The following is a 26423-nucleotide window of genomic DNA, read 5'->3' as shown; positions in this document are numbered from 1 at the left end:
GTTTCGTCAACAACCAGTCTTTAAAAAACGCACCGAGTGCGCTGACGTTGATCTATTCACAGCAAATATGACGATTCGTCATTGCTGACTTTTCGTCAATATAGGACAACATTTATTCAATGTGAAGAGGTTTTTGACGAATCGTCACATTTCAGAATATTGATTTAACAAAGCAATTTCTTCAGAGAATAATTCTCTCTGAGCGCGATCCCACGTTTGTTGATAATCAAACTCTGTAGAGAGAGGTTTCCAGCCCAAGCCATCGAGCAAGAAGTTGATGTTCATGAGTACGATATTGGTATTCAACTGACGAGACACACAGCTGCTGTGTTGTGCGTTATTCACCAAGGCGTTGGTGCCAAAGCCCATCGCCCAGTTTGCGAAAACGATGTTGTCTTTGGATACATCGTCTCGCATCGCCAAATCACCCGCATCAAGGCCAGCTTGGACAAATGCATCGCCAATCGCCACAGCGATTTCTTCTAATTGATCGAGCTTTTGCAGTCGAGATGGTGCGCTTTTTTCTGTTACCGCAGGTGTGCGGCTTACCAAGGCGCACATCGCCAAGATAGGTTCCAATTGGGAAAATACAAAGTAGCCAGCATGCATGGCGATACATTTTTCACGGCTGGTGCCGTTAAAGTCCAACGCCCTTTTGAACATTGGCAGTTCGCGGCTTAGTGCTTCAATCGCAAGTGCAGCGATCAAATCTTCTTTGCTGTTGAAGTGGTTATACACCGTGCCCTTTGAGTAAGGACTGGCCGCTGCCACTTTATCCATCGTCAATTGCGCGAAACCTTCACGAGCAACAACCGTGCGCGCAATATCGAGGAGTTCTTTCTCTCGCTCTTTAATCGCGATCTGCTTGCGGCTCAGAGTAGCTTCATGCTCTCCGCTAATGTCGGACAACGCATTGTCGATGGATTGCTCTAACATAGTGAATTCCCAAATAAGATCATTGCACTTATAGCATGGTTAATATCGAAACTAAAAACGACTCTTCGATCTAAGTGAGAAGATTTTGACCGATTTCAAGACCATTAATTGGTGAATGCCCCCGCTGTATAGAGACAATTCACGTAAAATTCTCTACAATACGCGCCTTTTTAGCGTTGGACGGACCCCTACGCTACAGATTTAACAATGCACTGTACGTTAGGAAGTCGAAAACGGATTCATGTGCGCCAATTTAAGGCAGGTTCAGATGGCCAATCGCGATAACATTTTTGCTGCGCCGATTGAAAAACTGGGTGACTTCACGTTCGACGCAAATGTTGCTGAAGTTTTTCCGGACATGATTCAACGCTCGGTACCGGGCTACAGCAATATTATTTCAGCGATCGGTATGCTGGCGGAGCGCTATGCGACCGACGGCTCAAACATCTACGATTTGGGTTGTTCGCTGGGTGCCGCGACGCTGTCTATGCGCCGACATATCAAAGCAGCGAACTGCACCATTATCGGCGTTGATAATTCACCTGCAATGGTAGAACGCTGCAAACTGCACGTGAATGCTTACCGCTCTGACACTGATGTTCAGATCCTCGAAGACGATATTCGTAACGTGGACATCCAAAATGCGTCTGTGGTTGTACTGAACTTTACGCTGCAGTTTTTGAACCCTGCTGACCGTCAGGCTCTGCTTGAGAAGATTTACGCAGGTCTGAAACCTGGTGGCATTCTGATCTTGTCAGAGAAATATAGCTTTGCTGATGAAACCGCGCATGAGCTTTTGATCGACCTGCACCACGATTTCAAACGTGCGAACGGTTACAGCGAACTGGAAATCAGCCAAAAGCGCAGCGCGTTAGAAAACGTGATGAAGCCAGACACGATCGACTGCCACAAGCAGCGCCTGAGCAATATCGGCTTCAGCAGCGCAGCCGTTTGGTTCCAGTGTTTTAACTTCGGCTCTATGTTCGCCATTAAATAATGTTGAAAAACGGCGTGGGAACACTGTCGCTCACGACGCAATATAAGAAAGAATATCCATGTTCGATTTTTCAGATTTTTACCAACTGATTGCTAAAAACCGTCTGCAAAACTGGCTAAACGTATTGCCAGCGCAACTGACTGAATGGCAGAACCAACCACACGGTGACCTACCAAAGTGGATGCGTGTGCTGAAAAAAATTCCGATGGATGCACCGTCAACCATCGACATCAAAGACAGCGTGACCATTGGCAGTGACAACGAATTGCCAGAAGGCCTACGCGCGAAGTACGAAAACCTGCTGCGCTCTTTCCATCCTTGGCGCAAAGGCCCATACCATGTGCACGGCATTCACATTGACACTGAATGGCGTTCAGACTGGAAATGGGATCGCGTACTTCCGCACATCTCGCCACTGAAAGGCCGCTATGTACTGGATGTTGGCTGTGGTAACGGTTACCACATGTGGCGCATGTTGGGTGAAGGTGCAGAATTAACTGTCGGTATCGATCCGTCAGAGCTGTTCCTTGTGCAGTTTGAAGCCATCCGTCGCCTGATGGGTAATGACCAGCGCGCGCACCTGCTGCCGCTGGGTATTGAAAAGCTGCCAGAGCTGAAAGCATTCGACACCGTATTCAGCATGGGCGTGTTGTATCACCGTCGTTCGCCGCTTGACCACCTGATCCAACTGAAAAACCAGTTGGTGAAAAACGGTGAGTTGGTGCTGGAAACGCTGGTTATCGATGGCGACGAAAACGCCGTATTGGTGCCGTTCAGTCGTTACGCTCAAATGCACAATGTGTACTTCTTCCCTTCAGCAAAAGCACTGAAAGTGTGGCTGGAGAAAGTGGGCTTTGTTGATGTGCGCATTGTTGATGAATGTGTCACTACCACAGATGAGCAGCGCACCACAGATTGGATGACGCATAACTCACTGCCAGACTACCTGGATCAAAACGATCCGACAAAAACTGTTGAAGGTTACCCAGCACCGAAGCGCGCAATCCTCGTCGCACGAAATCCTGACTAACCTATGACATTGGGCGCTTCTCGCGCCCTTTTTTTCAAGATAAACTAAACTCCATAAATTCAATTCCTTAATCTCAGCACGGAGCTCTACATGCTAACTCGCAGCGGATTGCTGATTCTATTTTCTGCCGTTCTCTCTGGCTGCAGCCTGACATCTCAAGAACAACATCAGCAAACCTTAGATGCAATCAATAATATAGAGACCAATCTCAAGACAGATTACGTTGCTCTTAACGACCATCTGGCTTCTCAGCAGACACGTATCGCAACCTTGGAACAGCAAGTATCCGACATGTCTGACACGCTGAAAATCGTCAGCAATACCCAAGCGCGCCAAGTGGCTAATGAGCCAGAACCGAAAGTGGTTTACGTAGACAGAGAAATCCCTGTTCCACAAGCGCAAGGCAAGACGATTTTGGGCGAAACTGAGTGGGTTTGGATTGATGCTGCGAATTCCAATTACAAAGCGCGTGTAGATACTGGTGCCACCACCTCTTCGTTGAATGCAACAGACATTCAAGAGTTTGAGCGTGATGGAAAAACCTGGGTCAGTTTCAAACTGGCGCACACCGCACCCAATAAAGACACCGAAGAAGCTGACCTCTCAGTTGCCACTATCGAAGCACCGGTTAAGCGCTGGGTGAAAATCCGTCAGGCTTCTGCCGAAGAATTGGAGCGCCGCCCTGTGGTAGAGCTTCGCATTCGACTTGGCGACCTGCATGAGAAAACCCAATTCACACTGGCTGACCGCTCGCAAATGGAATTCCCAGTGCTGCTTGGACGCGAATTTTTCAAAGACATCGCCGTGGTTGACGTCAGTCAGTCGTACATTCATCCAAAGTTTGCCGCCGAACAGAAATAACGCACGGTTAACTGTGCGAGCAATGAGGAAATAATGACTTCACGCATCCCCTTTTATCTACTCATCAGTCTGCTGATCATCGTGGGACTGGGCATGAGCATTTACCGTCACGACGTGTACGGTGTGCCATGGACAGCAGGCCAGAAACATCAAGTATGGGAAGTGGAAGCCCGTGTTGAGTTTGACGCCAAAGGTGAGCCGGTTAAGGTTTCTTTAGCCACACCGGACACCCAGCAAGGTTTTACGCTAATCAATGAAAATACCAGCTCGCCAGGCTACGGGTTTGCATTGGTTAACACCGAAAACGGTCGCCGCGCCGAATGGACAAAGCGCGAAGCTTACGGCCAACAGATTCTCTATTTCAAAAACCAAATGTTGGTGGATGAAAACGCCAAAGTTCCAACCGAACCACCACTTGGTGAGGTGACGCCAGTAGCACTGGATGGCCCCCTAAAAACCGCTGCTGAGGCAATGTTGGATCAGGCGCGTTCTCGCTCTGCGGATAACGCCACCCTCGCCCGTGAGCTCATCAAACAGTTCAACGACAAAGACAGCCAGAACGCGGCACTGATTACGAAGGAAATGAGCAAAGGTGATGCGATTGTTGCCATCCTTTCCCTTGAAGGCGTTCACGCTCGCGTAGTCGGTGCACTCCAACTGGAAGACGGCCGCCGTCGCCAAAGTATTATCCCAATGGTCGAGATTTGGGATAACACCGCGTGGCAGCTATTTAACATCGAAACCGGCGCACAAGGTTCACCAGACAACCTGCTGCTTTGGAACGAGAAAGGCACGCCGTTGTTGGAAGTCATGGGTGGCTCTAACAGTCAGGTCAGCTTCTCGATCATTTCGCAGGACATTAGCCCGCAACAAGCCACCAATGAGAAAATTCAGGCCGAAAGTCTGCTGAACTTCTCTATTCATAGCCTGCCAATCGAAGAACAAGCGATGTTCAAAACCATCATGCTTGTGCCAATTGGTGCCTTGATTGTGGTGCTTCTCCGTGTCTTGGTGGGTCTGAAAACTTCAGGTACCTTCATGCCCGTGTTGATTGCGGTGGCGTTCGTACAAACGCAGCTAGTGCCAGGTATTGTCGGCTTCTTGCTGATTGTCGGTACAGGTCTGGTTATTCGAAGTTACCTATCAAGGCTTAACTTGCTCCTTGTGGCCCGAATATCGGCCGTGATCATCACGGTTATCATGATCATTTCGGTGTTCACCGTGGTGGCCTTTAAGATTGGACTAGTGGAAGGTCTCTCTATCACCTTCTTCCCAATGATCATCCTGTCTTGGACCATCGAACGTATGTCGATTCTGTGGGAAGAGGAAGGTGCGAAAGAAGTTATCGTACAAGGTGGTGGTTCACTGCTGACAGCCGTGCTGGTTTACCTTGCGATGACCAACGAACTGGTTCGCCACGTGACGTTCAACTTCATCGGTATTCAACTGGTGATTCTGGCTCTGATCTTGATGCTAGGTAACTACACAGGCTACCGCTTGAGTGAGCTAAAACGCTTTAAACCGCTGGTGAAGGACTAAACCTATGTTTAGTTTTCTAGAGAAGTACACTTCACCCTTTAAGCTGAACAAAGCCGGCATTATGGGCATGAACCGCCGTAATATCAGCTACATTGGCCGCTACAACAGCCGTAAGCTGTTCCCGCTGGTTGATAACAAGCTTAAAACTAAGCGTATCGCGCAACAGGCTGGCGCAACCGTGCCTGAACTGATTGGCGTGATCAGCGAGCAGCACAGCGTTCCATCCATCCATGAGATGGTAAAAGATTGGCCGGGCTTTGTGATAAAGCCCGCTCAAGGCTCCGGCGGTAAAGGTATTCTGGTTGTCACTTCAAACAAAGACGGTGTTTACAAAAAACCGTCTGGTTCTGAAGTGAGCAAACAAGACGTTGAACGTCACATCACCAATACCTTGGCTGGCCTGTTTTCGCTGGGTGGTAAAAACGACGTGGCTGTTGTTGAAAACCTGATTCAATTTGATGATGTGTTCGACGGCTTCAGTTACGAAGGTGTACCTGACATTCGCGTTATCGTGTTCAAAGGTTACCCTGTCATGGCGATGATGCGCCTGTCGACGGCGGCATCCGACGGTAAAGCCAACCTGCACCAAGGTGCGGTGGGTGTGGGTATCGATATTTCAACGGGCAAAGCACTGCGCGCTGTGCAGTTCAACCGCCCGATTGAACACCACCCAGACACGGGTAGGCTGCTGAGCGAGTTGGTAGTGCCGCACTGGGAGTTGCTGCTGACGTTGGCTGCTAGCGCGTGGGAAATGACAGGGTTGGGCTATCTCGGTACCGACATGGTGCTCGACAAAGAAAAAGGCCCAATGGTGCTTGAGCTAAACGCGCGTCCGGGTCTCGCCATTCAGATTGCTAACGGTTGTGGTTTGCTGCCAAGACTTCGCCATATTGAAGCACTAGGCGAAACAGCAACACCGACCACACCTGCCGAACGTGTGGCTTACGTGTCGAAGCATTTCCACGGGACGAACACACCGGGTCATAAATACTGACGAAATCGGGCTGCGGCCCGATTTTTTGTTTCTGATTTCACGAAACGCCGTCCTCTTTCATTTCCCGCTTTACCCCTGCCCTTTTCTTTCTGTAAGCTCGTTTTATATCAACGAACAAGGAAAGCAGTATGTCAGGATCAGGTCAGTTTGATTTCGATAAGGAAGTCGACCGTACAACAAGTTGCAGTGACAAGTGGGACAAGTACAAAGGCACCGACATTCTGCCAATGTGGGTCGCTGACAGTGATTTTCAATCGCCGCCAGCCGTTATCGATGCACTGCAAGAGCGCGTTGCACACGGTGTATTTGGTTACACTCACGCGTCCAACACTCTGACTGACATCTTTGTTAAGCGCATGGCTGAACGCTACAACTGGCACATTGAGCCTGAGTGGATCGTGTACCTATCAGGCCTTGTTTGTGGCTTGAATATTGCGGCTCGCGCGTTAAGCGAAGAGGGACAAACCATCATCAGCCCAAGTCCAATCTACCCCCCGTTTATTTCCTCAGCCAAGTTTGCAGAAAGGCCACTGGTTAAAGCCCCTGTCGTCTTGAGAAAGGGTCGCTGGCTGCCTGATCTAGACGAAGCAGAAAAGCAGCTCAAGGCAAAAGGTGGATTGCTGCAAATGTGTAACCCACTAAACCCTGGCGGTACGGTTTATCGCAAAGAAGAGTTGGAAGAAACTCTCGCCTTTGCGGAAAAGCATGATCTTCTTGTGTGCTCCGATGAAATCCACTGCGACCTCATCTTGGATGGCGACCTGAAACACATTCCTTTTGCGAGCGTCAACGAGCGCGCCGCACAACGCAGCGTCACCCTGATGGCACCGAGCAAAACCTTCAATATTGCAGGTCTAGGTGCTTCCATTGCGATTATCCCGAACCCAAACATCCGCGCACGTTTTAACAAGGTAAAACGCGGCATTGTACCGGGTGTGAACGTCTTGGCATTCACCGCCGCAGAAGCAGCTTACCAACACGGTGAAGCGTGGCTTCAAGAGCAGCTTTGCTACCTTGCAGGACACCGAGATCTGCTAATGCGTGAAATCAACGCACTGCCTTACTTGAAACTCGAACACATTGAAGCGACCTATCTTGCATGGATTGATTGCTCAGAACTGCCCGTAGACAACCCACACCGCTTTTTTGAAGAAGCAGGCGTTGGCCTTTCACCGGGTTTAGATTTCGGTAACCGCAAATTTGTCAGATTGAACTTCGGTTGTACGCGCAAGACGCTGGAAGAGGCATTGAGAAGGATGAAAGCAGCGGTTGCTAGGTTGGATTAATGATGAAACCGCGGCGGTATAGCATCTAGCTGAAACCTCAACAGCCGCGGTTATGCAGCAAAATTACAAAGCCTATTCTTTCCCGCTAAGAGGAAGTGAAACAAGCAAGGTTGTAAATCTCATTACGATTATTGGAGTAGAAGTATAGATTATCGTTATTTACACTCAATGCGTATCTTACTTTTACTCCTTTAAATTCAAGGTAATCAAGATTAATTACGTCATCGGAATGCTGTAGGTTTTGTCTAACATCCTGGAAACTGACGATTAACTCGTTTCCTTTTAGAAGATATGTTCCAAAGTACAGGTTCTCCAGCTTCTCTACGTTACCTGACTTATCTGTCACCTCTACAAACTCTCTTATGTTGAATTGGCTTCGAGATGCGAAGGTCAGAGTCATCCTCTCAAAAATCGAATGATAGTTATGGAAAGCTTCCGATAAAAATCCGGTTTTCAAGATTTCACAATGCCAACTGGTGGCGACTAAACTGTCGTGTTTCCGCTCCTCGTCAAGCACATGCAGAAGGACACCTACTAAACCCGAGAATAAGAGCACTATTGGCAAAATAAGTTTTCGTTTGATAAGAGGTTTCTTAAAGGTATCCATGATGTACTGTGCTCAATTTTAGAAACAACATAGTTCAGCGTTTGATTTCTTTGATTAACAATGAATATATTTAATGCATTCAATGATGGTCGATCAATTGAAGAGTATCGTCGCAAATAAAAAGTTAAATGACAGTTATCTACAATCCGACGACCTTCGCCTTCCAAGAAAGCAGATGCTGCTTCCATCGCACTCTCTGAGTTCGCAAAGAGAGTAATGTCGCCTATCCGGTGACTAAGTGCATACTCCTGAGCGTCCATAAAGTAGGGTGGATTGCTAACGCTATGCTCAATCTTAGAAAGAACAAAGAAAGTCATCCAAGCAAACGTAACTGCCACAACCACCAACATCGCGATAAACTTTTTGCTGATTGGTTTGGAAGACAGTGATGAATTGTGATGAGGTGCACTGGATTCTTGTGATTGCACCGAGTCTTCAGGAACTATTGTTTTGTTGATATAAAACGGCTTATCTGTCTCAAACTCGTCACCCAATGGTTCTGCGGATAAACCAAAACTCCCCGAGTCATCCACATCAATACTGATTGATATATCTCCCTCTACATTGAGGATGTAGCCAACCTTACTTATCGTCTTTATCTGAACGCCACTTTTAACGCTCAGTTTTAAAATTTTTCGGAGGTTTGAGACAACATTCGTAAGAGATTGATCGGAAACAACGGCGTTCCCCCAGCATGATGAGAAGAACTCCTCTTTCGTTACACCTGTACCTGCATTCTCAAGCAGTAATATGAAAACCTTTCCCGCTATCGGACTGAGTTGCTCTTTCCGTCCAGATTCAAATACAACTGTCCTTGTATCCGAGAAGTACACAATATCCGAGAAGCCATATGCTTTAGCTGTATCAGGCATTGATTACTTCCTGCCTTCAAAAAAATTCTTTAGACAATTCATAAAATACATCCCCTCATTTTTATAAAACCGCCCATTAAATATAGTGATATTACCTATTAGCTTTAAGTTCAATTGGTTGGATTTAAATACCTGCCTTCATGATAATGAAAACATTAGAACACACTAATTAAAAGCATCATAAAGCACTGATAACTATATAGCTTAGAGGTGAAAAATGGCAATATCAAGCCTAATTACGCTCCATCATAGACTTATCGAATTTATTTATAGAATTCTATTGCGGTTTGTACTCAATGATGAGAATCACACACATGGTGACTTAAATCTCGCGACTCCCGATGGAACAAAAGCACTAGCGGAAGCACTTATACCCCATCGACCTCATTGTTAAACTTGCAACCGGCCCCCAAACAGTCAAGAAAAATCTAAAGCGTTAAATATCAACAGCTTAATAAAAAATAAACCACCCTTTAAGTGTGGGAATTTTAAAGTAATGTGGTTTTTATTTGATTTTTATTTAGATCGCCATCACGTTTTTACGCAGAATGCTCCTCGATTTCACTACTGGCGTATCGTTACGTTGTAAATAATCACAACGTAAAACGAAAACAATTAAGCACGACAGCAAAAAACAAAAACCTAGAACATATTATCTCGACATAATATGGCCTTTTTATATCTTAATTTATAGAAGAAAGAACCATGAATAAAAGCATTTACTTTGCAGCAAGTGTATTGGCATTATTTTCCACAGGTGCCTTTTCCGCCACACCATTTAATCTAGACGAAGTGTATCTTGGTTTTGATCTCGGCTATACAAACAATAACTCAGAGATGTCTGCTTCAAATGCAACGGGTAACTTTGAACAAGACGTCAAAGATGCGGGTAATGCACTGGATGACCAACTATACAATGATTTGAAACTGGGCTACACAATCAATAACAACCTGAGAGCCTATGCTTTTTGGCGAGTATCGAATGAAGACTCGGCTCACTCTAGAGTAATGACAAGCGCGAATATCCAGATTGGCAAGGTCGATATAAAAAGACAAGAAAATATCTTTGGTTTTGGATTGGATTACTTACACCCATTGAGCGATCGATTGTATTGGGTAATTGGAGGTAGCCTTGGTCATTATTCATCAGAAGTAACGATTGACTCTCATCGACTCATTCACGGTACTGACTTAACGAAGTTGACATCAAAAGGTCTTGCTGTGGGCGTTAATACCAGCATTGGCTATGCAATAAATCAGAACTGGTCAATCGAGTCTGGCGTTAATTATATGCATCTCAATGACAACGTCACCAAATTCGAAAACAACGGCTCAAGCTTCGAATACAAGAATGACAAACAGTTCAGTGTATTCGCTGGCGTTAATTACAGCTTCTAACGAATATTGGGGGCTTATACAGTTTTAGTTCAAGCCCCCTTTCCAACTATCAAAGACTTATCAATCATGCGAACACTTTTTTACTTAGCTGCTGCGATGTTGCTTACTGCTTGTACACATAGCGTACATCTAAATAACCAAAGTAACGTCTCTACCTGTGGCAACGATTGCAAAGCATCCATCAATCTAATAACTGATATTAAAAACAATAATAAAGAAAGCATTGAGCAATACGACATCCAACATTTTGAGTTTGATTTTTATTCATCTATTGCTCATCAAACACAGTTAGCACTTGAGGAAAACGGATATTCAGTTAATACAGTCACCTCTGATGAAGTTAGCACCCTTAAACAAGCGAATTACACGGTTGAATATCTACTGGAAGATAACTCAATGACAATTCCAGGAACAGTTTTCGGTGAAAGTAATGCAACTGCGAGTGTGAGCTTCAAGCTTTACGATAGCGACAAGAATCTTCTTCTATCTGGGAGTGAAAGTTGTGCTTTTCGTGATGAGATGAATGGCAGTGAAACAACCTCTCATTTTTTGATGCCATTCGACAGCTTAACGGCCACGTCATTCAAAGCCTTTCTAGCCAGAGTCTGGAACACTGCCATCTATGAATGCAGCCAAAGCTTTGCTGGAAAAGTCGATGCGATACATGCGAATCAACTGGAATCACGCGACAACGTTTCACTTTCTAAACCGCTGAACTAAGTATCTCCGGAGTATTTATGCATAAGTTGATTTGGCCCTTGTCACTGGCATTGGCTTCGCTTTTTCACACCCAAGCATTTGCCGCACAAGGCAACGCTTCTGCTTACATTTTAAATGGCAGCGATACCGATATTCGGGATGTTCCTTGGCAGGCTTATGTAGAGAGTTATGCGCTTGGCATTCCATCAGTTTGCGGCGGCACTGTCATTGAAGACATCGACAGTGGCGAAGCGAAATGGGTACTAACTGCAGCACACTGCATGGATATAAAGATTGCCAACCTTTATAAGATGAACCCTGAAACCGCAGATGATGTTTATATTTCAACTGGAGTCGCTGACAAAGGTGACCCAGAGTTCAAACAACGTGCGGTTCAGGCCAAAACTGTCTACATCCACAAAGCCTGGGATAAAAACAGCAATGATATGTATAGCGACATTGCTTTAATTGAGCTCCACAACTCCGTGTCAAAGCCAGCAAAAGCAATTGCACTAGCATCGCACAAAGTACAGGAGGACTACGATTCGATTGCAGAGAATACAAAACGCTCACCGAATCCCTCTCAACTTATCAGTGGCTATGGACACATCAACCCGAAAGTTAGCAAATTCGTAATGCTGGACAAACTCCAGTCGGTTCATACCTATGCCATTACTGATGGGCAGTGTCAGGAGGAGTTCAATGAGTTTGCAAATAGCGGTGCTTACATTCCCAATATGCTCAACGACGAAAATGCGTTTATCTGCGCAGGTGCAAAAGGTTCAGCCATAAATGACCCTACTCACCAGATTGGTGCCTGTCGGGGAGACTCCGGAGGACCAATGGCTTGGGAAAACCCTTCGGATAAAACCATGTACCTGATAGGAATCACCAGCTGGGGTGGCAACCATTTCAGAAGCGGGTACCGTTGCGGATTAACCTCTACTGTATACACGCAAGTTTCCACTTACAAAAACTGGATTGAGCAATGCATGGTTGGGAATTGCCCAGATGCAACGGTTATCAAGAGTAGTGCCACACAAACTATCTCACCAGAGAAGCCTAAGACTGCGACACCATCCCGCCCCAGCACGCCTGAAGCGTCTGGCGGCGCCATGGGTACTGTTACATTTTGTGCGTTAGTGCTGCTCGCGTTCATACGACGCGAAAAGCAAACGCCAAGTAGATTAAGGTCTCGTTCAACGTTTTCTTGAATGAAACCTTTACCTCTGACGTTCGATTCAAAAAACATGACGACAAAGAACGTCACGGTTAGGAAAAAATAACGAGTGGGTAATACCCAACATAAAAAGCAAAAAAAAGGAGATCTAAAATGTCAGCTGTTACTTTTTTCGGAAACCCTGTTTCCATTGCAGGAAGCCTACCTACTGCTGGACAAATGGCCCCAAACTTTACGCTATGCACTGCCGATCTTTCGGACGTTACGTTGGCAGATTTCAAAGGCAAAAAGCTAGTGCTCAACATTTTCCCGAGCATAGATACACCCGTTTGTGCTACCAGTGTGAAAACATTTAACGAAGTTGCCGCAAACAAGGAAAACACGGTTGTACTTTGCGTTTCTGCAGACTTGCCATTTGCGACTAAACGATTCTGCTCAACAGAGAATATTCACAACGTACAGACGGCATCTTTATTCAGAGCACCTGATTTTGCCAAAAACTATGGTGTAGCAATTACTGATGGCCCACTTGAGGGGCTCGCCTCTCGTGCAGTTGTCGTTCTCAATGAAGATGGCATTGTTATTTATAGTGAACTTGTTAAGGAAATTACTGAAGAACCATCATACGATGCAGCTCTATCACTTCTTTAATAGCCTATGTTGACTCAAATCACCGACTTAATTAGCGAGTATCAGGCGTTAACCGGACAAGAAGGACAGCATATTGATGAGCTTCATACCCTCATCACTTGTCTCTTTGTTCGAAGTAAATTCGTTGATCTTGCTAAGAGGTCTGTCATAAGGAATATGGTGCTGGAACGTATTAGACGTGAAATCAAGTGGTGCAGATGTACATACAATTTCGAATCCATCGAAATAATGACATCAGCTATCACCTGATTGAAAGCACCTGACATGCGGTGACTCGTTTCTTTTCTGGGGGGTGTTCAACACCCCCTCTTTTTGTGGGAAATAGCAACAAAAGAGAGTCAACGCGACCGCATTGATACATTCGTTCTTAAAGTCGCAGAGCAGGTGCTCACTGCACAGTCTGCGCTCATTTATTCAACTTCGAACGCAATTCCGATTCCTTTCTGTCTGCCCATTTGCCGATTTTGTCTGCGTTAATCGCAAACAAACCAATCGCAACCCAGATCAAAATATAAGTCCACGACACCCATTGCAGCCAAGCTGGTGCGTTTGGGCTGAGCAATGTTGCTACAACGGAGAATGCCACTACTGTACTGATGATGGTGAAAAGCATGGCGATAACCTCAAGTGATACTAAATACCACCAGCATACATGGGGTTTGAAATTTCCAAAATTTTCAATAAACACCATCAAACAGAAAGTTAAGAGGGAAGAGATTGGGCGAACGAGAGGATTTTTAGATACAAAAACGGGGCGATACATTCGCCCCGATTTGATTGCATGGCTTTTTACTTGTGACCGATTATCACCGCCATTTCATCGCCTTCTTCCAACGGATTGCCGCGCAGATCACTATAGGTCGCGCGAATTTCTAATCCATGGGTTTCCAGCTCTTGGCTTAACATGTCAACGGTGAAATGTTGTAGCCAGTTGTAAACTGTTCTTTCTCGGTCCGCTTCGCTGATAACATATTTGTCCAACGATACGCGCTCTGCCTCGTACAAGAAGTTTGATTGAATGCACCAGTAGTCTTGGGCACTCCAAAAACCGTTCATCGCATTCTTGTTCAGGCTCAGAGATTCAGTCAGTTTTTCAAACCGAATCGTCGTGTATACATCAAGTGCAATCACGCCGTCAGGCTTTAGTAACGTTTTGAACTTAGCAAGCAAGGTCGAGCGTTGTTCAGGGCTTAGCGCACACAAATCACACATAACCAGCGTGATCAGGTCAAACTGTCGTGAATCGCTGTAGTTCAGGTAATTACCTAGATGGTACTCGATGTCTAAGTGAGACACCTTTGCCTGCTCTGCGGCGTATTCCAGTGAGTTTTGTGAGAAGTCGAGCCCAACAACAGTGCCCACGCCATGTTGTTTCAGTCGCTGTGTATAAAGGCCTGGTCCACAGCCAAAATCGATCGTTCGCGAATCTTGATTCAGACCGAATTCAGAAACCAGCCAGTTCACTGAGTCATCGATAAAGCGAAACGAGCGAGATGCTGCTTCTATATCTTGGTTCAGGTGAAACGCCAGCATTTGCTTAGCAATGTGGCTATCTGTCCACAGTACATCGGCCGTGTAAGCTGACCATACAACAGGTTTTGACGTTGCTTCGTTAAGTTTTTTGTACATTTTTCGTAATTCCGACAATAAGTTAGATTGCCGTCCTTACCTTCTAAATAGGGGTATCAATTATCCTAGATGACGTAAGGACGCATATTAAGGCTAGTTAGATGATTACGATTCATTCGAAGTACCTCCTTTCAATGAGTAGTGATAACGCGCGGAATGTATCAGCAGGTTTGAAATCGGTAAAGTGATTTTGGTGGCTTTTTTAAAAGCTCATTCGTGCTGATGAATCTTGGCTTTTGGGGGATAAAAAAGCACCTTTAGTGCTTAGCCAAAGGTGCCTGTTTAGAATGTCTAAGTGGTTGTGCGAGTGTTTTCTGCAAGAGATCTTACGCAGACGTGCTTTCTTTCACTTTTCGCTTCAAATTCGTCATGAAGCTTTTGAAGTGCGGCATGAAATCTGAAAACAGCGGATGCTTACGGTTGTGCATCATCACCGGTCCCAGCAAGCGCAGCGCAACACCAACTCTGGTTGCGGTATCTGCTTCTAAGCCACTTCCCTGCTTGAGCTTTTCAACAATCTTGAACACGTTTTCACGATCTTGATAGTCAAATTGCAGCGTCTCTCCCTGTTCAACACCGACTTCTTCAATCGTAATGCGATACTGCTTTTCTCTTTGAATCTTCGGGATCATAGGGTTTACCTCGTTAATATTTGAGTACAGCGGTCACACGCAAATTCAACTCAACGACAGGTTCATCTTTCAGGCTTGCAACCGCCATCAATTAAGTTGACAATATCAACTATAATTATTTGGTTGATATTGTCAACTACATTTCTAAAGGTCATCGCTTATGTCTGCCACCAAAGCACCAGACACACTGTTCAAATTGGTTCATAGCTTGAAGCGTAACGTCCAAGAAAATATTGAGAATTTGGACTTGGGTATTGCCCCGATGAACGTGCGCGTGTTGAAGATCATTGCGCACAAACCACACTGTACCGCGGTAGATATCGCAAACGCGTTAGACAGAGATAAGGCACAAGTAACCCGCCTTCTGAACACATTATTACACGCTGGCTTGGTTTTGAAGGAACCTAACCCTGAAGACAAACGCAGCCAATGCTTACGCGTGACGGAAAGTGGTCAGGCAATCCTCGTTAAGATATCTGACATCGATAAAAAGATGTGGCAGCAGATCACAAGCGACGTGTCAGAAGACGAAATGAAGGTGTTCCAGAATGTACTGGAAAAGATGGTCAGCAGTTTAACTGCGAAGTGAACCCCGCTGGGGCCTTGAGCACTTCAAACTAGCCTTGATATAACGTTTCAAACCCAGGGATATTCTTCTCCCATATTGGCGTTTCCTCTCCGACAACCGCTTTCAATGTGTCGATAAAGAGCTTGGTTTTTATCGGCGCATCTCTGTGAGGGTAAACAGCGTAAAACGTGCCGAAGTCTTCAAGCGCTAAGTGCGTCATAATTGGCACGAGTTTGCCCTCTAAGATTTCGTTTTGAATCATTTGCGCCGTGACAACGGCCAAGGTGTTACCGGCAACGACACTCTTTACCACCATTTCCACATCATTGACCTTGTAACTGCCATTCAATTGGAAATGCTGTAGCTGTCCGTCAGCATCTCGGTATCCAAACTTATCGATCATCAACCCCGGTCCGGTATAAATCGTCGCAGGTAGCGATTCCAATTGTGCTAGCGTTGTCACCTCACCATGTTTTTCAATAAACGAAGGTGCAGCAACAATCAGCACACGACTTCGGGCAATCTTTCGCGTTATCAAGCTAGAGTTCTTCGGCTTGCCGATGCGAAAGCCAATGTCGAACCCTTCTTTCACCATATCCACGACACGGTCTTCAAGCCTCAGTTCAAAATCGACCTCAGGGTAGGATTGTTGAAAAACACATATTGCGTCCTGAACGTATTGCCGCCCGAACATCGAAGAGCTTGTAATGCGAAGAAGCCCGCGAGGTTCTGCGTGATAATTTTGCGCCAATCGTTCTGTTTCATTCAGAAGCGAACGAAGCTGTCGCGCCTGATTGACCATTTCATTGCCCGCTGCTGTCAAAGACAAGGAGCGTGTCGTTCGGTTCAACAAACGCACCCCGAGCTCATCTTCTAGACGCGAAATGTGTTTTGAAATAACAGAGCGATCGACGTTTTTCTGCTCAGACACTTTGGTAAACGAGCCCAGCTCAACCACTTCTAACAGCAGGAGGAGGCGACTTGGAAAGTCCATAAGTAACCTTTGTTGCCATTTGGGCACCAATATGATGCCAATATGATTATTTTTCTAACCCTATCACAGTTTTAAAGTAGCCACATGAAACGCAAACGCGCTTCTCCCTAACATTCAGAGGAAACGGCTATGACAAAGCTCAACATCGAAAAGAACAACGGCATTGCAACCGTCACTATCAACAACGCGCCAGTTAACGTGCTAACCATCGATCTTATTAATGAAATCAACGCATTTGTGTTGTCGCTAGAAGATGATCGCGACACGAAAGTGGTGGTATTCAAATCAGCGCACGAATCGTTTTTCCTCGCACATTTGGACTTGAACGTAATTAATGGCACGCAAGGTGGTCAATCTGCCTCTATCGAATTCAATCACATGATTGCGAACATCAAAGCGATGAAACAAGTCTCTATCGCTGCGGTGGATGGCGTGGCCCGTGGCGGTGGTAATGAGTTTGTGATGGCATGTGACCTAGCGTATGGCACAGAAAACGCGGCGTTTGCTCAACCTGAAATTCACGTGAACATTCCAACAGGCGGTCAAGGAGCAGTCCAATTTGCTCGAAGAATGGGCAAAAACAAAGCACTTCAAGCACTGCTGCTTGGTAACGACTTTACCGCTCAGGAAGCGGAAGCTCGCAACATCATTACTCAGTTCGTACCACAATCAGAGATGGACGCGTTTTTGGAAACGGTTATATCTGTGATTTCTTCACTCGAAGTGCGCGATATCGTGATGTACAAAGACATCATCCAAACCTCCATCGTCAATGAAGAGACAGGTGCAGAGCTAGAATTGCGTTACTTCTTGGAGCGCGCCAAAGAACAAAAAACGGCGAACATTATCGCTGCATTTTTGAAGCACGGCGGTCAAACAGAGCGCGAAGCGAAAGACATTCAAGGTATCTTTGTCGATACCGCAGCTGAACTGTCGAAATAACTGTATCTACAAAAACAGCACCTCGTGGTGCTGTTTTTGTTGGTTCGAGAAACGGTAAATTGATCAGAAAGCCTCTGCAAAGTATCGAATGATACTTTCCGCCTGACGAAAAGAGATAACATGTCCACCACCGTGGTCATGTTCCGAGACGTCTACCCCTTTGCCTTTAAGCGTTGCTACAAGATATTGACTCCCTTCGGGGATCCAAGGGAATTCATCGTCACTGCCATATTCAACATGGATATTAGCCAGTCGCTGCGTTTTCTGAAGGTAAGCATCCACCTTCTCTTCAACTTGTCCGTACCCTGCTTCCCACTGTTCAACAATGACAGGATCATTCGGGTTCCACGCATACCACCAGTTCCCTTCTGAACCGTCTGCGTTTGGCGAGAACGCAGCAGCATAGGCGTTTAATACTGCCGTCCAGTTTTGCTGCTGCCACTGATTAACTGCAGCGATTAAACCATTCTGGTCGAACAGTCCCGGACTCAATGCGAAGAGGTGCTGGAACTTATCAGGGTGACGTAATGCAATATTGACTGCGCCAAAACCGCCCATCGAGAACCCGACAATCCCACGATTCTCAGCAGAAGGCATAGTGCGGAAGTTGCTGTCAACATAGCTCAGCACATCCGACGTAACAAAGTCTTCCCAGTTCCCCGAAACCGGAGAGTTTACAAAAAAGCCTCCGCCGAACTGATTAGAACCATTCACGCCGACAATGATCATCTCTTGAAACTGGTGTTTGGCAGAAAACTTATCCAATGTTGACCCTGAAATCGCGCGGGCTTCCATTGCGCCGCCACCGAACCCATGAAGGTAGTAAACAACCGGGTATGCTTTATCAGAGGTAAAGTAACTGGGCGGAAGATAAACGTAGAGAAACTGTTCGGTGGGTGTATTGAGCTTGTTTCCAGCAAGCGATGGCGCATCGATTTTGAAGTACTGCAACCTCGATTCGTTTGCATAACTCATCGTTGCAAACAAGAAGCTCAACACAACTGAAAATAGGGTTAGCTGGCGCACTGGCAGATCTCCGTTTACGGATAGAAATCAACCATTAGATAGTATCCAGTCACCACGCAATGCTCATGTGATTTCATACAGAATTTCAGAATGTTGCGGCGACAATCTAGCCTTGTAGTGCACAACGACGGCAAGTACTTTTCAAATCCATTCATGCTCACATATTTTGCGAAAGCCAACTTGCCGCCGAATATTCTCCACCAATTAGACAAATGCGCTATGCGTCCAACGCAAATTGATACGACCGCTCAACAATCGTTTTCACCACATCCAACTCGTCGTCATCACGCGGTGAAAAAACCATAATCAACCCTTTGGGGTAATGCCCCTGCGTGACAAGGTAATGGTCTTCTCCCCACCCTTTTCTAACAACTTCTGCTGCTTCTGAAGCAGGTAACTTCACATGCAGACTGCCGTTATCTGGGTGCGGATGAATGTGTGCGAACTCTCTGCCAACCATAAAGGCCTCGTGATTACACTTGCACGACGCGTGTAACACCATCGCTCTCGCACCGGGCACGGAAATGCCGCTGTGCTCATTGTTAATATTGGGCAGTGAGAACGCCCAAGCATGCAGTTTATCAATCACTTCGTCAGGCCCATGTTGCGTCAATTGGGAATGAGGTAAACGGCTGGTTGTTTGAGGCTTCTCACCACGTCGGATAGGTAGGTTCAGGCTGTTATTCATGTTCGCTCTCCTTATGCTGCTTGCCCAACAGAGTAATATGAGCAATCTTTGAAAAGGAATTGGCAAAAAATGCAAAAGGAGCTTGCATGAAAGCACAGAAGATAGATTGGAGTGATATTCCTTTTGTCCTCGCAGTCTGCGACACCGGTAGTCTTTCAGGTGCCGCTCGCACCTTGCAAGTTAACCATTCCACTGTCTTTCGCCGCATTGAAGCGGTCGAGGAAAAACTCGCTGTGCGTTTATTTCAAAGGTTGAGTCGAGGTTATGTCATGACCTCTGCTGGCGAGTATTTTTATGAGAAAGCAAAAACGCTCAGAAACGATTTAAACGAGATTGAGAGCCAACTGTGCGGCGAAGACTTAAGGCTTGAAGGCGTTCTCACGGTCACGACAACAGACTCTGTTCTCTATTGGTTAACGCCATTAATGCGGCAGTTTCAGACGCAACACCCTGACGTTGAGTTGAGGTTAGTGTCGGAAGTACGGTCATTCGATTTAATGCAGCACGACGCAGATATTGCACTTCGCCCCACCAGCAACCCGCCCGAGCATTTTGTCGGTCGCGCTTTGCTGCCCATCTCCTATGCAGTTTATGCTCACCGCGCGTATTACTCCTCCCTCAAAGAGAATGACGCGAAGGAACGTTGGATTTGTCTAACCGACGATTTGTACCAATCTCCAATGAGTAAAATCACCAAAAACGCCATGCCGCAAAATGCACAAATTACGGTCGCAAACTCAATGATGGGTGTTTTTGAACTCGTGAGAGCAGGACTAGGTATCGCTGCCCTACCCTGTTATTTAGGTGAACAAAACGACGAGCTAGTGAGGATAACAGCACCCGACACTCGCTATGATGGGCAGCTTTGGCTTCTAGCGCACCCCAATCTGCGTCGAAGCGCGCGAGTGCATGCTTTTTTTGAGTTTGTATCAACCCACATCCATGAACACATAGCGGTTCTGACACAGAAAAACGCACCATAAGCAAAGAACTATGGTGCGTTTATTTATGGTTAGCCCGCAGCGATGTCGCTCAAGCTCACTTGGTTACCTAAGTACATCAGGTTGACGTCTGCATAGCCTTTGCTGACGGCTTCAAATTGCTTCGCCATTTCTCGTGCGGATTCTGCGTTTGGTGCACGTAACGCGATGTGGTAAATCGGCTTTTTCAATCCGTTGTCGAACTCTTGAACGTCGAGGTATGCCGAGGTCACTTCACCTTTGTTGTTCAGCTCAATCACTTTTTGTAGATCTTTTGACAAGATCATGTCCATTTCCAGTGGGTCGAAGCCGCCTTTCCACGTCAGTTCTAGTGAAAAGTTACGTTGTGTTTGCTCTGTATTCAGCCATTTTTCGCCCAATGGACGAATGTCAGTGATCACCACTAGCCCTCTCTTTTGGAATGGCAAAGCACCGAGTTTGTCACGCACGTCTTGCTCGCTATTTCCATCCATCACAAATTTGATGATTGGCAGTTCCACGCCACCTACAGTGCTGTTTTCAATATACATGTCGCGGATAAACCCTTCGCGGACATATTCGGCAAACTCAGCTTTTTGCGTTTTCATCATATCCATGATTGGCTGTGGTTCTTGAGTATTCCAACCTACACTGACACCGTAAGCGGTGGCGTTTGCCAAACCAGAGACAGCTAACAGTGACAGGGCCGCAAGCATAGAAAAGAATTTTTTGTTCATAGTGGACTCGCTTATTCGTTTTAACCTTGGCTCTCGCCGTCGTTCTTTTTTATTTTCCACTCCCTGTGGGTGCCTACCGCTTGTAAGCACAGAGTTATATGTACGCCATGCGGTTATGCAGGCTGCGCCCCTGCCGGTTTCTTTTTGCGCTTTAATGACAAGCCAGCGCGAATGTTTAGACCAATCATGGTCAAGTTCAGTGCGCCGCCAACAAGCTCAATACCTTGGACAGTCCAAAAGTAACCATCAAATACCCCTGATGATGCTTTGACATACAGGTAAATCGCCGACGGCAACATCACCAACAAGCCATTCATGGCAGCGACTTTCATTCGCAGTTGCTTTGCTGCCATCACTCCCTTCCCTTTATTGGGATAGAGTTTGTTACCCGTCGCGCCCGTCGCCATCATTGACAGCATCAGCATAGGGATGATGTACAAGATCGCCGTTTTCACCGCGGTGATCTGTGCGGGTGTTCCCCATAGTTCCGCAATCAATGTTGAACTGAAAAAACACGCGATGGTGACAAACGCTAATGCGCCCACACCACGGTGCACATTGACCAAAATGTTTCGTTTCATGATTCGTTACTCCTCATTACCACTTAGCGCGAAAGGCGCGATGACAGCTTTTGCAGCTTCGGTCAGCTGTTTTCATCGCTGACTTTAGTGCTTTCGCATTTTGCTCGTCTGCAGCTAAGGCCATGACATCAAACTCTCCACCGAGAGAAACCAAACCAGATTCAAATTTGTCCCACTTACTCCATACCGCGTCTTTACTTTTACTTCCTTGTGCACTGCCTTCTGGAAACATCACAGGTAATTCGGACATGATTTTGGCGTTTTCTAACGCCAAGGTTTTGATTTGCTCCCAATCGCTATCGCTCCCATCCTCCAGCTTTTTCATTTGTCGAAGGTTGTCTGCCATCGACAAAAAGCTGCTCTGCCGAGCATCAACCTGTGACGAGAAATCCGATGCCGTTGCAGCACTGACTGATAGAAGGGCTGCGACACTCAGTGACACAAAAGATGTGGTTTTTATCAGGCTGTTCATTGACTTAACTCTCTCTTATGGAAACATTTCGTTTCATCTTTGTAATGGTGAATAGTGGCCTCGGTTGCGCATTCGTGTTTCTATATCGCTCAAATAGCCCGCACGTAAGTGGCTTCCTCATTACGTCTCCAACCACCTTTCGAAGCACAATTTACATAACAACCATTGCGTATGCAACAATTGTTATGTAAATTATCGTCAACGCATTTTGACAGAGACTAAACAATGAAAATTTGGGACCTCCCAACACGCCTCTATCACTGGCTACAGGCACTGCTATTTACTTTGCTCGCGGCAAGTGGTTTTAGCGGCAACGGGCCACATGAATTATTGGGAATTGGATTGGCCGTTCTCGTTGCGTGGCGCATTGCTTGGGGTGTCGCAGGAAGTGACACCAGCCGATTCAAGAAATTTATCCGCTCACCGAAAACCGTCATTCGCTACTTGAAAGGGAACCAACCTCATGACGGCGTAGGCCATAACCCTGCTGGCGGTTGGATGGTAGTGCTGCTATTAAGCCTGTTAGTCACTCAGTGTTTTATCGGTATGTCGTTGGCCGGATTTTTCGACCCGTTGATCAGTGACAACAGCATTCTCTACGATTTTGATTTACTGGTTACGCTGCATGTGTGGCTGGCTTACCTACTGGTAGCGAGCGTTGTCCTTCATGTCGGTGCAATCGCTGTATATAAGATGAAAGGGAAATCCTTGGTAAAAGCCATGCTTACCGGAAAACATGCTTCGGTTATGGATAACGTCAGTATCATTTTCAGATCAAATATTCGTGCTGTTATACTGTTGGGCATGGTAGGCGGAGCAATGGGCTTCCTGCTGAATTTACAAGCATAAAAGAGATTTCTTGTGAGCGAATTTGATCGCCAATCAAGCTTTGGCTGGCTAATAAACGTGGTTGCTGGCCAAGCGGAAAAACAGCTCGATACCGAGTTAAAAAAGCATGGCCTTACCATCGCACTCTGGCCAACCATGATGTGTCTTTGGGAAGAAGAAGGCGTTACGCAGCGTGAGATTGCGAAAAAAGCAAAAGTCGAAAGTTCTACAACCACGCGTACTCTCGACAAACTTGAAAAGCTCGAATTGGTTGAGCGACGCGCTGACCCGGACAGTCGTCGAAACTACCGCATTTTCCTGACTAAAAAAGGGAAAGATCTCGAGGCACTGGTATCGCACCTGCCTATCGACATAAATGCAGCCCTTTTATCTTCTTTAAACGAAAAAGAAAAAGCGCAGTTGGTGGATTTACTTCAAAAAGTGGTTCACACCGTCGAATACTGAAATTGGGCATTAACTGTAAAAAAGGCACCTAAGGGTGCTTTTTTGTATCTAACATCACGTAATTCCCCGCATGTAGCCCATGAAAACCCAACCCAATTCACAAATAGACCCCGTTGTGTGATTGCCTTCTCGTTCAATGGAACATGCAACATTTCTCCAGTAAAGGCTTATTTGTCCAATATCTTTGGCATCGCACCCGGCGCATAATCTGCTCATAAACAACGAGGTCAAAAAACCTTATAAATTCCAAAACGTTAAACAAAAGGTCTCTTATGAAAACGAACATAGCGGAACTCAAACGACACCTCCTCACCGGCACCAGCCACATGTTGCCATTCGTTGTTGCAGGTGGTGTTCTTCTGGCACTGTCGGTCATGCTTGGCGGTAAAGGTGCGGTACCAGAAGGTGTATTCCTTGAAGGTATTTGGGACATGGGTATCGCGGGTTTCACCCTGTTCGTTCCTGTTCTGGGTGGCTACATTGCTTACTCAATCGCTGACCGTCCAGCACTGGCGCCAGGTATGATTGGTGCTTACCTTGCTAACCAAGTTCAAGCGGGTTTCCTTGGCGCAATCGTCGTCGGTTTCATCGCAGGTTATGTGGTACTGCAACTGAAGCGCATCCCTCTTTCTAACAAGCTTAAAGCGCTTTCAACCTACTTCATCATTCCAATCGGCGGTACTTTCATCGTATCTGCACTGGTTGTTTGGGTAATCGGTCAACCTATCGCTTCTTTCATGCTGTTCATGAACGAAGGTCTGCAATCAATGGCGGGCGCGTCTAAAGCGGTTCTGGGTGCAATCCTAGGTGGTATGACTGCATTCGATATGGGTGGTCCAATCAACAAAGTAGCAACTCTGTTCGCACAAACTCAAGTTGGCACTCAGCTTGGCTGATGGGCGGTGTGGGTGTAGCAATCTGTGTTCCACCACTGGGTATGGCTCTGGCAACGTTCCTGGCTCCTAAGAAATACTCTCCAGAAGAGAAAGAAGCAGGTAAAGCAGCAGCAATCATGGGCTGTATCGGTATCACTGAAGGTGCAATCCCATTCGCAGCGAATGACCCAGCACGTGTAATCCCTGCAATCGTAGCAGGCGGTATCGTAGGTAACGTTGTTGCGTTCCTAGCAGGTGTTCTGAACCACGCACCTTGGGGTGGCCTGATTGTTCTGCCGGTGGTTGAAGGCCGCATGATGTATGTCATCGCCGTTATCGCTGGTGCTGCAACCACCGCACTGATTGTCAACGCACTCAAGAAGCCAGTGGCTGAGCGCGAAGAAGAAAAGCAAACACAAACCGAAGAACTGGAACTGTCCTTCGATTAACGAATAAAGACACAACTAAGAAATACATAGGTAAATGATTATGAAATTGATTGGTGTAACGTCTTGCCCATCTGGTGTAGCACACACATACATGGCAGCTGAAGCGCTGGAAACCGCGGCTCGTGCTAAAGGTTGGGAAGCGAAGATTGAAACTCAAGGCGCAATTGGTATCGAAAATGAACTGACTGCGGCAGACATCGAATCAGCAGACGTAGTGGTACTGACTAAAGATATCGCTATCAAGAAAGAAGAGCGTTTTGCAGGCAAGAAAATCGTTCGTGTAACGGTAACACAAGCAGCAAAACAAGCGCCTGAAATCGTGAGCAAATTAGAAGCGATGTTAGCGCAAGCTTAAGAAAATAGTCATGCGGGGTGGCAACAATAATCCACCCCGCATTCTTTTATTCCAGTGACGAACATCCCACTAGCCTGTCGAAAGAGACAGATTGAAAAAGTGAACACCTTTATTACTCATTTTCTCGCTTTTACAAATAATAAAAACAACGTCAGGGCAACACCATGTACCAGCATATTTCCGACTCATTGAATGCATTCCAAGGTTCTCTTGTGCGCATCTGCAGCAGCGAAAACACGCCGCCAGAAGGTGCGTATCAGGTGAACTTTAACCGCTTGGAAATCATTCTTGAGGGGAAATATGATCTGGTCGTGGACGCAAACCAAGGTGATGAAAGACTGTCACTCAACCAGAATGACATGGTCTACATCCCGTCAAATGCTTGGAGCAAACCCACTTGGGAAAACTCCTGCAAGATGCTTTCAATCTTGTTTGGGAAGAACCAAGTGGGCTTCAGCTTTGTCAATTATGTGGTCGGTGAAGGCTATGTCGATGTGTTTAAGCACGCGATGCCTCTACCCTCTTCCATGGCTTTGGAACACGTTATCGATGCCATGAACAGCTTAGCGACAGAGCAACGCTTCGCCGCCATGGGCGAACACCTCGCAAACTCCCTTATCCTCTACTGTCGCGAGCTTCTTCAGCACCCGCAGTTAGAAAAAACCAGCCGCTCAGAAAAACTCTACCGCAGCATGTGTATATACGTGCAAGAGAACTTCCACAAAGATATTACGCGTGTATCTATCGCAAACCGCTTTGGTGTCTCGCAAGCGCACGTATCACGCCTTTTCAATCAAGAAGGGTCAGTGAAGTTTGCAGACTACGTGACTTACGTGAGACTCGATCGCGCCAAATTTATGCTCAAGAAGTACAACTTCAAAGTCGATGAAATCGCGCACCGCTGTGGCTTCAGAGACACGAATTACTTCTGCCGTGTGTTTAAACAGAAAACCGGTAAGACACCGAGTGGATATCGGTTGGGTGCGGCATAATCTGCTGACAGCCCCTTCCCCAAAAGGGCTATTCAAACCAAACTGTATCACTCAAGAAAATTTTCAATAGTCGTCGTGAGCGGTGTTGTTTACATCTGTCCAAACCAGAGCGTTCGTTTCTAGATCGTTTGGATCCCATTCACTGCTAGGAATGCCAATTCCCAGATTTCACTTACTGAAT

General features: G+C 46.3%; 30 protein-coding genes. 19 read left to right on the top strand and 11 right to left on the bottom strand.

What is annotated here, in order from left to right:
• Nucleotides 1-144: 144 nt before the first annotated feature.
• Nucleotides 145-936 carry a TetR/AcrR family transcriptional regulator gene (locus tag ATN88_RS13955; RefSeq protein ID WP_067416975.1) on the bottom strand — a complete coding sequence of 264 codons (792 nt, stop codon included), beginning with the start codon at nucleotides 934-936 and terminating at the stop codon, nucleotides 145-147.
• Nucleotides 937-1204: 268 nt separating this feature from the next.
• Between ATN88_RS13955 and cmoA the strand changes: the two genes are divergently transcribed.
• From cmoA to ATN88_RS13925, 6 genes are all read left to right on the top strand, one after another.
• The gene (gene cmoA, locus ATN88_RS13950) at nucleotides 1205-1933 is read left to right on the top strand and encodes a carboxy-S-adenosyl-L-methionine synthase CmoA (RefSeq protein WP_067416971.1); all 729 of its coding nucleotides are present in this window, start codon (nucleotides 1205-1207) and stop codon (nucleotides 1931-1933) included.
• Nucleotides 1934-1991: 58 nt separating this feature from the next.
• Nucleotides 1992-2963, top strand: a complete 972-nt coding sequence (gene cmoB, locus ATN88_RS13945) for a tRNA 5-methoxyuridine(34)/uridine 5-oxyacetic acid(34) synthase CmoB (protein ID WP_067416966.1) — start codon at nucleotides 1992-1994, stop codon at nucleotides 2961-2963.
• Between the two features lie 90 nt (nucleotides 2964-3053).
• Nucleotides 3054-3824: an ATP-dependent zinc protease family protein gene (locus tag ATN88_RS13940; RefSeq protein ID WP_067416963.1), complete on the top strand. Its 771-nt coding sequence runs from the start codon at nucleotides 3054-3056 to the stop codon at nucleotides 3822-3824.
• Nucleotides 3825-3857: 33 nt separating this feature from the next.
• Complete coding sequence (locus tag ATN88_RS13935; RefSeq protein WP_067416958.1) at nucleotides 3858-5363, top strand: inactive transglutaminase family protein; 1506 nt, start codon at nucleotides 3858-3860, stop codon at nucleotides 5361-5363.
• Nucleotides 5364-5367: 4 nt separating this feature from the next.
• Entirely contained in the window at nucleotides 5368-6357 is a 990-nt protein-coding gene (locus ATN88_RS13930) for an alpha-L-glutamate ligase-like protein (RefSeq protein ID WP_067416955.1), read from the top strand.
• 128 nt (nucleotides 6358-6485) lie between these two features.
• Nucleotides 6486-7643, top strand: coding sequence for a MalY/PatB family protein (locus tag ATN88_RS13925; protein WP_067416952.1), 1158 nt, complete (start codon nucleotides 6486-6488; stop codon nucleotides 7641-7643).
• Nucleotides 7644-8198: 555 nt separating this feature from the next.
• Here ATN88_RS13925 and ATN88_RS13915 read toward each other — a convergent pair.
• Nucleotides 8199-9122 (bottom strand): transcriptional regulator, encoded by a 924-nt coding sequence (locus ATN88_RS13915; protein WP_067416949.1) that lies wholly within the window; start codon nucleotides 9120-9122, stop codon nucleotides 8199-8201.
• A gap of 705 nt (nucleotides 9123-9827) precedes the next feature.
• Here ATN88_RS13915 and ATN88_RS13910 point away from each other — a divergent pair.
• The 4 genes from ATN88_RS13910 to tpx all read left to right on the top strand — a co-directional run bounded on the left by ATN88_RS13910 (nucleotide 9828) and on the right by tpx (nucleotide 13050).
• Nucleotides 9828-10520: an outer membrane beta-barrel protein gene (locus tag ATN88_RS13910; protein ID WP_067416945.1), complete on the top strand. Its 693-nt coding sequence runs from the start codon at nucleotides 9828-9830 to the stop codon at nucleotides 10518-10520.
• A 66-nt stretch (nucleotides 10521-10586) separates the two neighbouring features.
• A complete protein-coding gene (locus ATN88_RS13905) occupies nucleotides 10587-11240 on the top strand; it encodes a hypothetical protein (protein WP_067416942.1) in 654 nt (217 codons plus the stop codon).
• 17 nt (nucleotides 11241-11257) lie between these two features.
• Nucleotides 11258-12433, top strand: coding sequence for a serine protease (locus ATN88_RS13900; RefSeq protein ID WP_067416938.1), 1176 nt, complete (start codon nucleotides 11258-11260; stop codon nucleotides 12431-12433).
• A 119-nt stretch (nucleotides 12434-12552) separates the two neighbouring features.
• On the top strand, nucleotides 12553-13050 hold the full coding sequence (gene tpx, locus ATN88_RS13895; protein WP_067416935.1) for a thiol peroxidase: 498 nt from the start codon (nucleotides 12553-12555) through the stop codon (nucleotides 13048-13050).
• Between the two features lie 406 nt (nucleotides 13051-13456).
• On the opposite strand, the gene ATN88_RS13890 is transcribed toward tpx, so the two are convergent.
• The 3 genes from ATN88_RS13890 to ATN88_RS13880 all read right to left on the bottom strand — a co-directional run bounded on the left by ATN88_RS13890 (nucleotide 13457) and on the right by ATN88_RS13880 (nucleotide 15311).
• Nucleotides 13457-13663 (bottom strand): hypothetical protein, encoded by a 207-nt coding sequence (locus ATN88_RS13890; protein WP_067416929.1) that lies wholly within the window; start codon nucleotides 13661-13663, stop codon nucleotides 13457-13459.
• 176 nt (nucleotides 13664-13839) lie between these two features.
• Entirely contained in the window at nucleotides 13840-14679 is an 840-nt protein-coding gene (locus ATN88_RS13885; RefSeq protein ID WP_067416926.1) for a class I SAM-dependent methyltransferase, read from the bottom strand.
• Nucleotides 14680-15005: 326 nt separating this feature from the next.
• On the bottom strand, nucleotides 15006-15311 hold the full coding sequence (locus tag ATN88_RS13880) for a DUF3861 domain-containing protein (RefSeq protein WP_067416921.1): 306 nt from the start codon (nucleotides 15309-15311) through the stop codon (nucleotides 15006-15008).
• A gap of 160 nt (nucleotides 15312-15471) precedes the next feature.
• On the opposite strand from ATN88_RS13880, the gene ATN88_RS13875 reads away from it, so the two are divergent.
• Nucleotides 15472-15900: a MarR family winged helix-turn-helix transcriptional regulator gene (locus ATN88_RS13875; protein ID WP_067416917.1), complete on the top strand. Its 429-nt coding sequence runs from the start codon at nucleotides 15472-15474 to the stop codon at nucleotides 15898-15900.
• Nucleotides 15901-15928: 28 nt separating this feature from the next.
• Here the strand turns inward: ATN88_RS13875 and ATN88_RS13870 are convergent, their stop codons facing one another.
• Entirely contained in the window at nucleotides 15929-16873 is a 945-nt protein-coding gene (locus ATN88_RS13870) for a LysR family transcriptional regulator (protein ID WP_067416913.1), read from the bottom strand.
• A 129-nt stretch (nucleotides 16874-17002) separates the two neighbouring features.
• On the opposite strand from ATN88_RS13870, the gene ATN88_RS13865 reads away from it, so the two are divergent.
• Nucleotides 17003-17815, top strand: a complete 813-nt coding sequence (locus ATN88_RS13865) for an enoyl-CoA hydratase/isomerase family protein (RefSeq protein ID WP_067416910.1) — start codon at nucleotides 17003-17005, stop codon at nucleotides 17813-17815.
• Between the two features lie 63 nt (nucleotides 17816-17878).
• Here the strand turns inward: ATN88_RS13865 and ATN88_RS13860 are convergent, their stop codons facing one another.
• Nucleotides 17879-18841, bottom strand: a complete 963-nt coding sequence (locus ATN88_RS13860) for an alpha/beta hydrolase (protein WP_067416907.1) — start codon at nucleotides 18839-18841, stop codon at nucleotides 17879-17881.
• Nucleotides 18842-19058: 217 nt separating this feature from the next.
• Complete coding sequence (locus ATN88_RS13855) at nucleotides 19059-19529, bottom strand: luciferase domain-containing protein (protein ID WP_067416903.1); 471 nt, start codon at nucleotides 19527-19529, stop codon at nucleotides 19059-19061.
• A gap of 86 nt (nucleotides 19530-19615) precedes the next feature.
• Between ATN88_RS13855 and ATN88_RS13850 the strand changes: the two genes are divergently transcribed.
• Complete coding sequence (locus ATN88_RS13850; protein ID WP_067416901.1) at nucleotides 19616-20512, top strand: LysR family transcriptional regulator; 897 nt, start codon at nucleotides 19616-19618, stop codon at nucleotides 20510-20512.
• Nucleotides 20513-20541: 29 nt separating this feature from the next.
• On the opposite strand, the gene ATN88_RS13845 is transcribed toward ATN88_RS13850, so the two are convergent.
• From ATN88_RS13845 to ATN88_RS13835, 3 genes are all read right to left on the bottom strand, one after another.
• Nucleotides 20542-21225 carry a hypothetical protein gene (locus ATN88_RS13845; RefSeq protein WP_067416898.1) on the bottom strand — a complete coding sequence of 228 codons (684 nt, stop codon included), beginning with the start codon at nucleotides 21223-21225 and terminating at the stop codon, nucleotides 20542-20544.
• A gap of 113 nt (nucleotides 21226-21338) precedes the next feature.
• A complete protein-coding gene (locus ATN88_RS13840) occupies nucleotides 21339-21806 on the bottom strand; it encodes a hypothetical protein (protein WP_067416895.1) in 468 nt (155 codons plus the stop codon).
• A 16-nt stretch (nucleotides 21807-21822) separates the two neighbouring features.
• Nucleotides 21823-22278 (bottom strand): c-type cytochrome, encoded by a 456-nt coding sequence (locus ATN88_RS13835; protein ID WP_083539488.1) that lies wholly within the window; start codon nucleotides 22276-22278, stop codon nucleotides 21823-21825.
• Between the two features lie 225 nt (nucleotides 22279-22503).
• On the opposite strand from ATN88_RS13835, the gene ATN88_RS13830 reads away from it, so the two are divergent.
• From ATN88_RS13830 to ATN88_RS13810, 6 genes are all read left to right on the top strand, one after another.
• Nucleotides 22504-23127, top strand: a complete 624-nt coding sequence (locus ATN88_RS13830) for a cytochrome b/b6 domain-containing protein (protein WP_067416891.1) — start codon at nucleotides 22504-22506, stop codon at nucleotides 23125-23127.
• Between the two features lie 12 nt (nucleotides 23128-23139).
• On the top strand, nucleotides 23140-23571 hold the full coding sequence (locus tag ATN88_RS13825) for a MarR family winged helix-turn-helix transcriptional regulator (RefSeq protein ID WP_067416888.1): 432 nt from the start codon (nucleotides 23140-23142) through the stop codon (nucleotides 23569-23571).
• Between the two features lie 272 nt (nucleotides 23572-23843).
• Complete coding sequence (locus ATN88_RS27420) at nucleotides 23844-24467, top strand: fructose-specific PTS transporter subunit EIIC (protein ID WP_232313210.1); 624 nt, start codon at nucleotides 23844-23846, stop codon at nucleotides 24465-24467.
• Entirely contained in the window at nucleotides 24467-24895 is a 429-nt protein-coding gene (locus tag ATN88_RS27415) for a hypothetical protein (RefSeq protein WP_232313208.1), read from the top strand. Before ATN88_RS27420 ends, ATN88_RS27415 begins: the two co-directional genes overlap by 1 nt.
• 40 nt (nucleotides 24896-24935) lie before the next feature.
• Entirely contained in the window at nucleotides 24936-25250 is a 315-nt protein-coding gene (locus ATN88_RS13815) for a PTS fructose-like transporter subunit IIB (RefSeq protein WP_067417578.1), read from the top strand.
• A gap of 164 nt (nucleotides 25251-25414) precedes the next feature.
• Nucleotides 25415-26242, top strand: coding sequence for an AraC family transcriptional regulator (locus tag ATN88_RS13810; protein WP_067416884.1), 828 nt, complete (start codon nucleotides 25415-25417; stop codon nucleotides 26240-26242).
• The last annotated feature ends 181 nt before the right edge of the window (nucleotides 26243-26423 follow it).

This window comes from Enterovibrio coralii, from assembly GCF_001559595.1.
Taxonomy (GTDB): Bacteria; Pseudomonadota; Gammaproteobacteria; order Enterobacterales; family Vibrionaceae; genus Enterovibrio; species Enterovibrio coralii.
Note: the sequence above shows the minus strand (reverse complement) of the source record. Positions and strands in the feature narration are given on the sequence as shown.

Excerpts from the sequence above, each read along its gene's own strand:
- ATN88_RS13955 (WP_067416975.1), bottom strand. The coding sequence starts at position 936 with ATGTTAGAGCAATCCATCGACAATGCGTTGTCCGACATTAGCGGAGAG.
- cmoA (WP_067416971.1), top strand. The coding sequence starts at position 1,205 with ATGGCCAATCGCGATAACATTTTTGCTGCGCCGATTGAAAAACTGGGT.
- cmoB (WP_067416966.1), top strand. The coding sequence starts at position 1,992 with ATGTTCGATTTTTCAGATTTTTACCAACTGATTGCTAAAAACCGTCTG.
- ATN88_RS13940 (WP_067416963.1), top strand. The coding sequence starts at position 3,054 with ATGCTAACTCGCAGCGGATTGCTGATTCTATTTTCTGCCGTTCTCTCT.
- ATN88_RS13935 (WP_067416958.1), top strand. The coding sequence starts at position 3,858 with ATGACTTCACGCATCCCCTTTTATCTACTCATCAGTCTGCTGATCATC.
- ATN88_RS13930 (WP_067416955.1), top strand. The coding sequence starts at position 5,368 with ATGTTTAGTTTTCTAGAGAAGTACACTTCACCCTTTAAGCTGAACAAA.
- ATN88_RS13925 (WP_067416952.1), top strand. The coding sequence starts at position 6,486 with ATGTCAGGATCAGGTCAGTTTGATTTCGATAAGGAAGTCGACCGTACA.
- ATN88_RS13915 (WP_067416949.1), bottom strand. The coding sequence starts at position 9,122 with ATGCCTGATACAGCTAAAGCATATGGCTTCTCGGATATTGTGTACTTC.
- ATN88_RS13910 (WP_067416945.1), top strand. The coding sequence starts at position 9,828 with ATGAATAAAAGCATTTACTTTGCAGCAAGTGTATTGGCATTATTTTCC.
- ATN88_RS13905 (WP_067416942.1), top strand. The coding sequence starts at position 10,587 with ATGCGAACACTTTTTTACTTAGCTGCTGCGATGTTGCTTACTGCTTGT.
- ATN88_RS13900 (WP_067416938.1), top strand. The coding sequence starts at position 11,258 with ATGCATAAGTTGATTTGGCCCTTGTCACTGGCATTGGCTTCGCTTTTT.
- tpx (WP_067416935.1), top strand. The coding sequence starts at position 12,553 with ATGTCAGCTGTTACTTTTTTCGGAAACCCTGTTTCCATTGCAGGAAGC.
- ATN88_RS13890 (WP_067416929.1), bottom strand. The coding sequence starts at position 13,663 with ATGCTTTTCACCATCATCAGTACAGTAGTGGCATTCTCCGTTGTAGCA.
- ATN88_RS13885 (WP_067416926.1), bottom strand. The coding sequence starts at position 14,679 with ATGTACAAAAAACTTAACGAAGCAACGTCAAAACCTGTTGTATGGTCA.
- ATN88_RS13880 (WP_067416921.1), bottom strand. The coding sequence starts at position 15,311 with ATGATCCCGAAGATTCAAAGAGAAAAGCAGTATCGCATTACGATTGAA.
- ATN88_RS13875 (WP_067416917.1), top strand. The coding sequence starts at position 15,472 with ATGTCTGCCACCAAAGCACCAGACACACTGTTCAAATTGGTTCATAGC.
- ATN88_RS13870 (WP_067416913.1), bottom strand. The coding sequence starts at position 16,873 with ATGGACTTTCCAAGTCGCCTCCTCCTGCTGTTAGAAGTGGTTGAGCTG.
- ATN88_RS13865 (WP_067416910.1), top strand. The coding sequence starts at position 17,003 with ATGACAAAGCTCAACATCGAAAAGAACAACGGCATTGCAACCGTCACT.
- ATN88_RS13855 (WP_067416903.1), bottom strand. The coding sequence starts at position 19,529 with ATGAATAACAGCCTGAACCTACCTATCCGACGTGGTGAGAAGCCTCAA.
- ATN88_RS13850 (WP_067416901.1), top strand. The coding sequence starts at position 19,616 with ATGAAAGCACAGAAGATAGATTGGAGTGATATTCCTTTTGTCCTCGCA.
- ATN88_RS13845 (WP_067416898.1), bottom strand. The coding sequence starts at position 21,225 with ATGAACAAAAAATTCTTTTCTATGCTTGCGGCCCTGTCACTGTTAGCT.
- ATN88_RS13840 (WP_067416895.1), bottom strand. The coding sequence starts at position 21,806 with ATGAAACGAAACATTTTGGTCAATGTGCACCGTGGTGTGGGCGCATTA.
- ATN88_RS13835 (WP_083539488.1), bottom strand. The coding sequence starts at position 22,278 with ATGAACAGCCTGATAAAAACCACATCTTTTGTGTCACTGAGTGTCGCA.
- ATN88_RS13830 (WP_067416891.1), top strand. The coding sequence starts at position 22,504 with ATGAAAATTTGGGACCTCCCAACACGCCTCTATCACTGGCTACAGGCA.
- ATN88_RS27420 (WP_232313210.1), top strand. The coding sequence starts at position 23,844 with ATGAAAACGAACATAGCGGAACTCAAACGACACCTCCTCACCGGCACC.
- ATN88_RS27415 (WP_232313208.1), top strand. The coding sequence starts at position 24,467 with ATGGGCGGTGTGGGTGTAGCAATCTGTGTTCCACCACTGGGTATGGCT.
- ATN88_RS13815 (WP_067417578.1), top strand. The coding sequence starts at position 24,936 with ATGAAATTGATTGGTGTAACGTCTTGCCCATCTGGTGTAGCACACACA.
- ATN88_RS13810 (WP_067416884.1), top strand. The coding sequence starts at position 25,415 with ATGTACCAGCATATTTCCGACTCATTGAATGCATTCCAAGGTTCTCTT.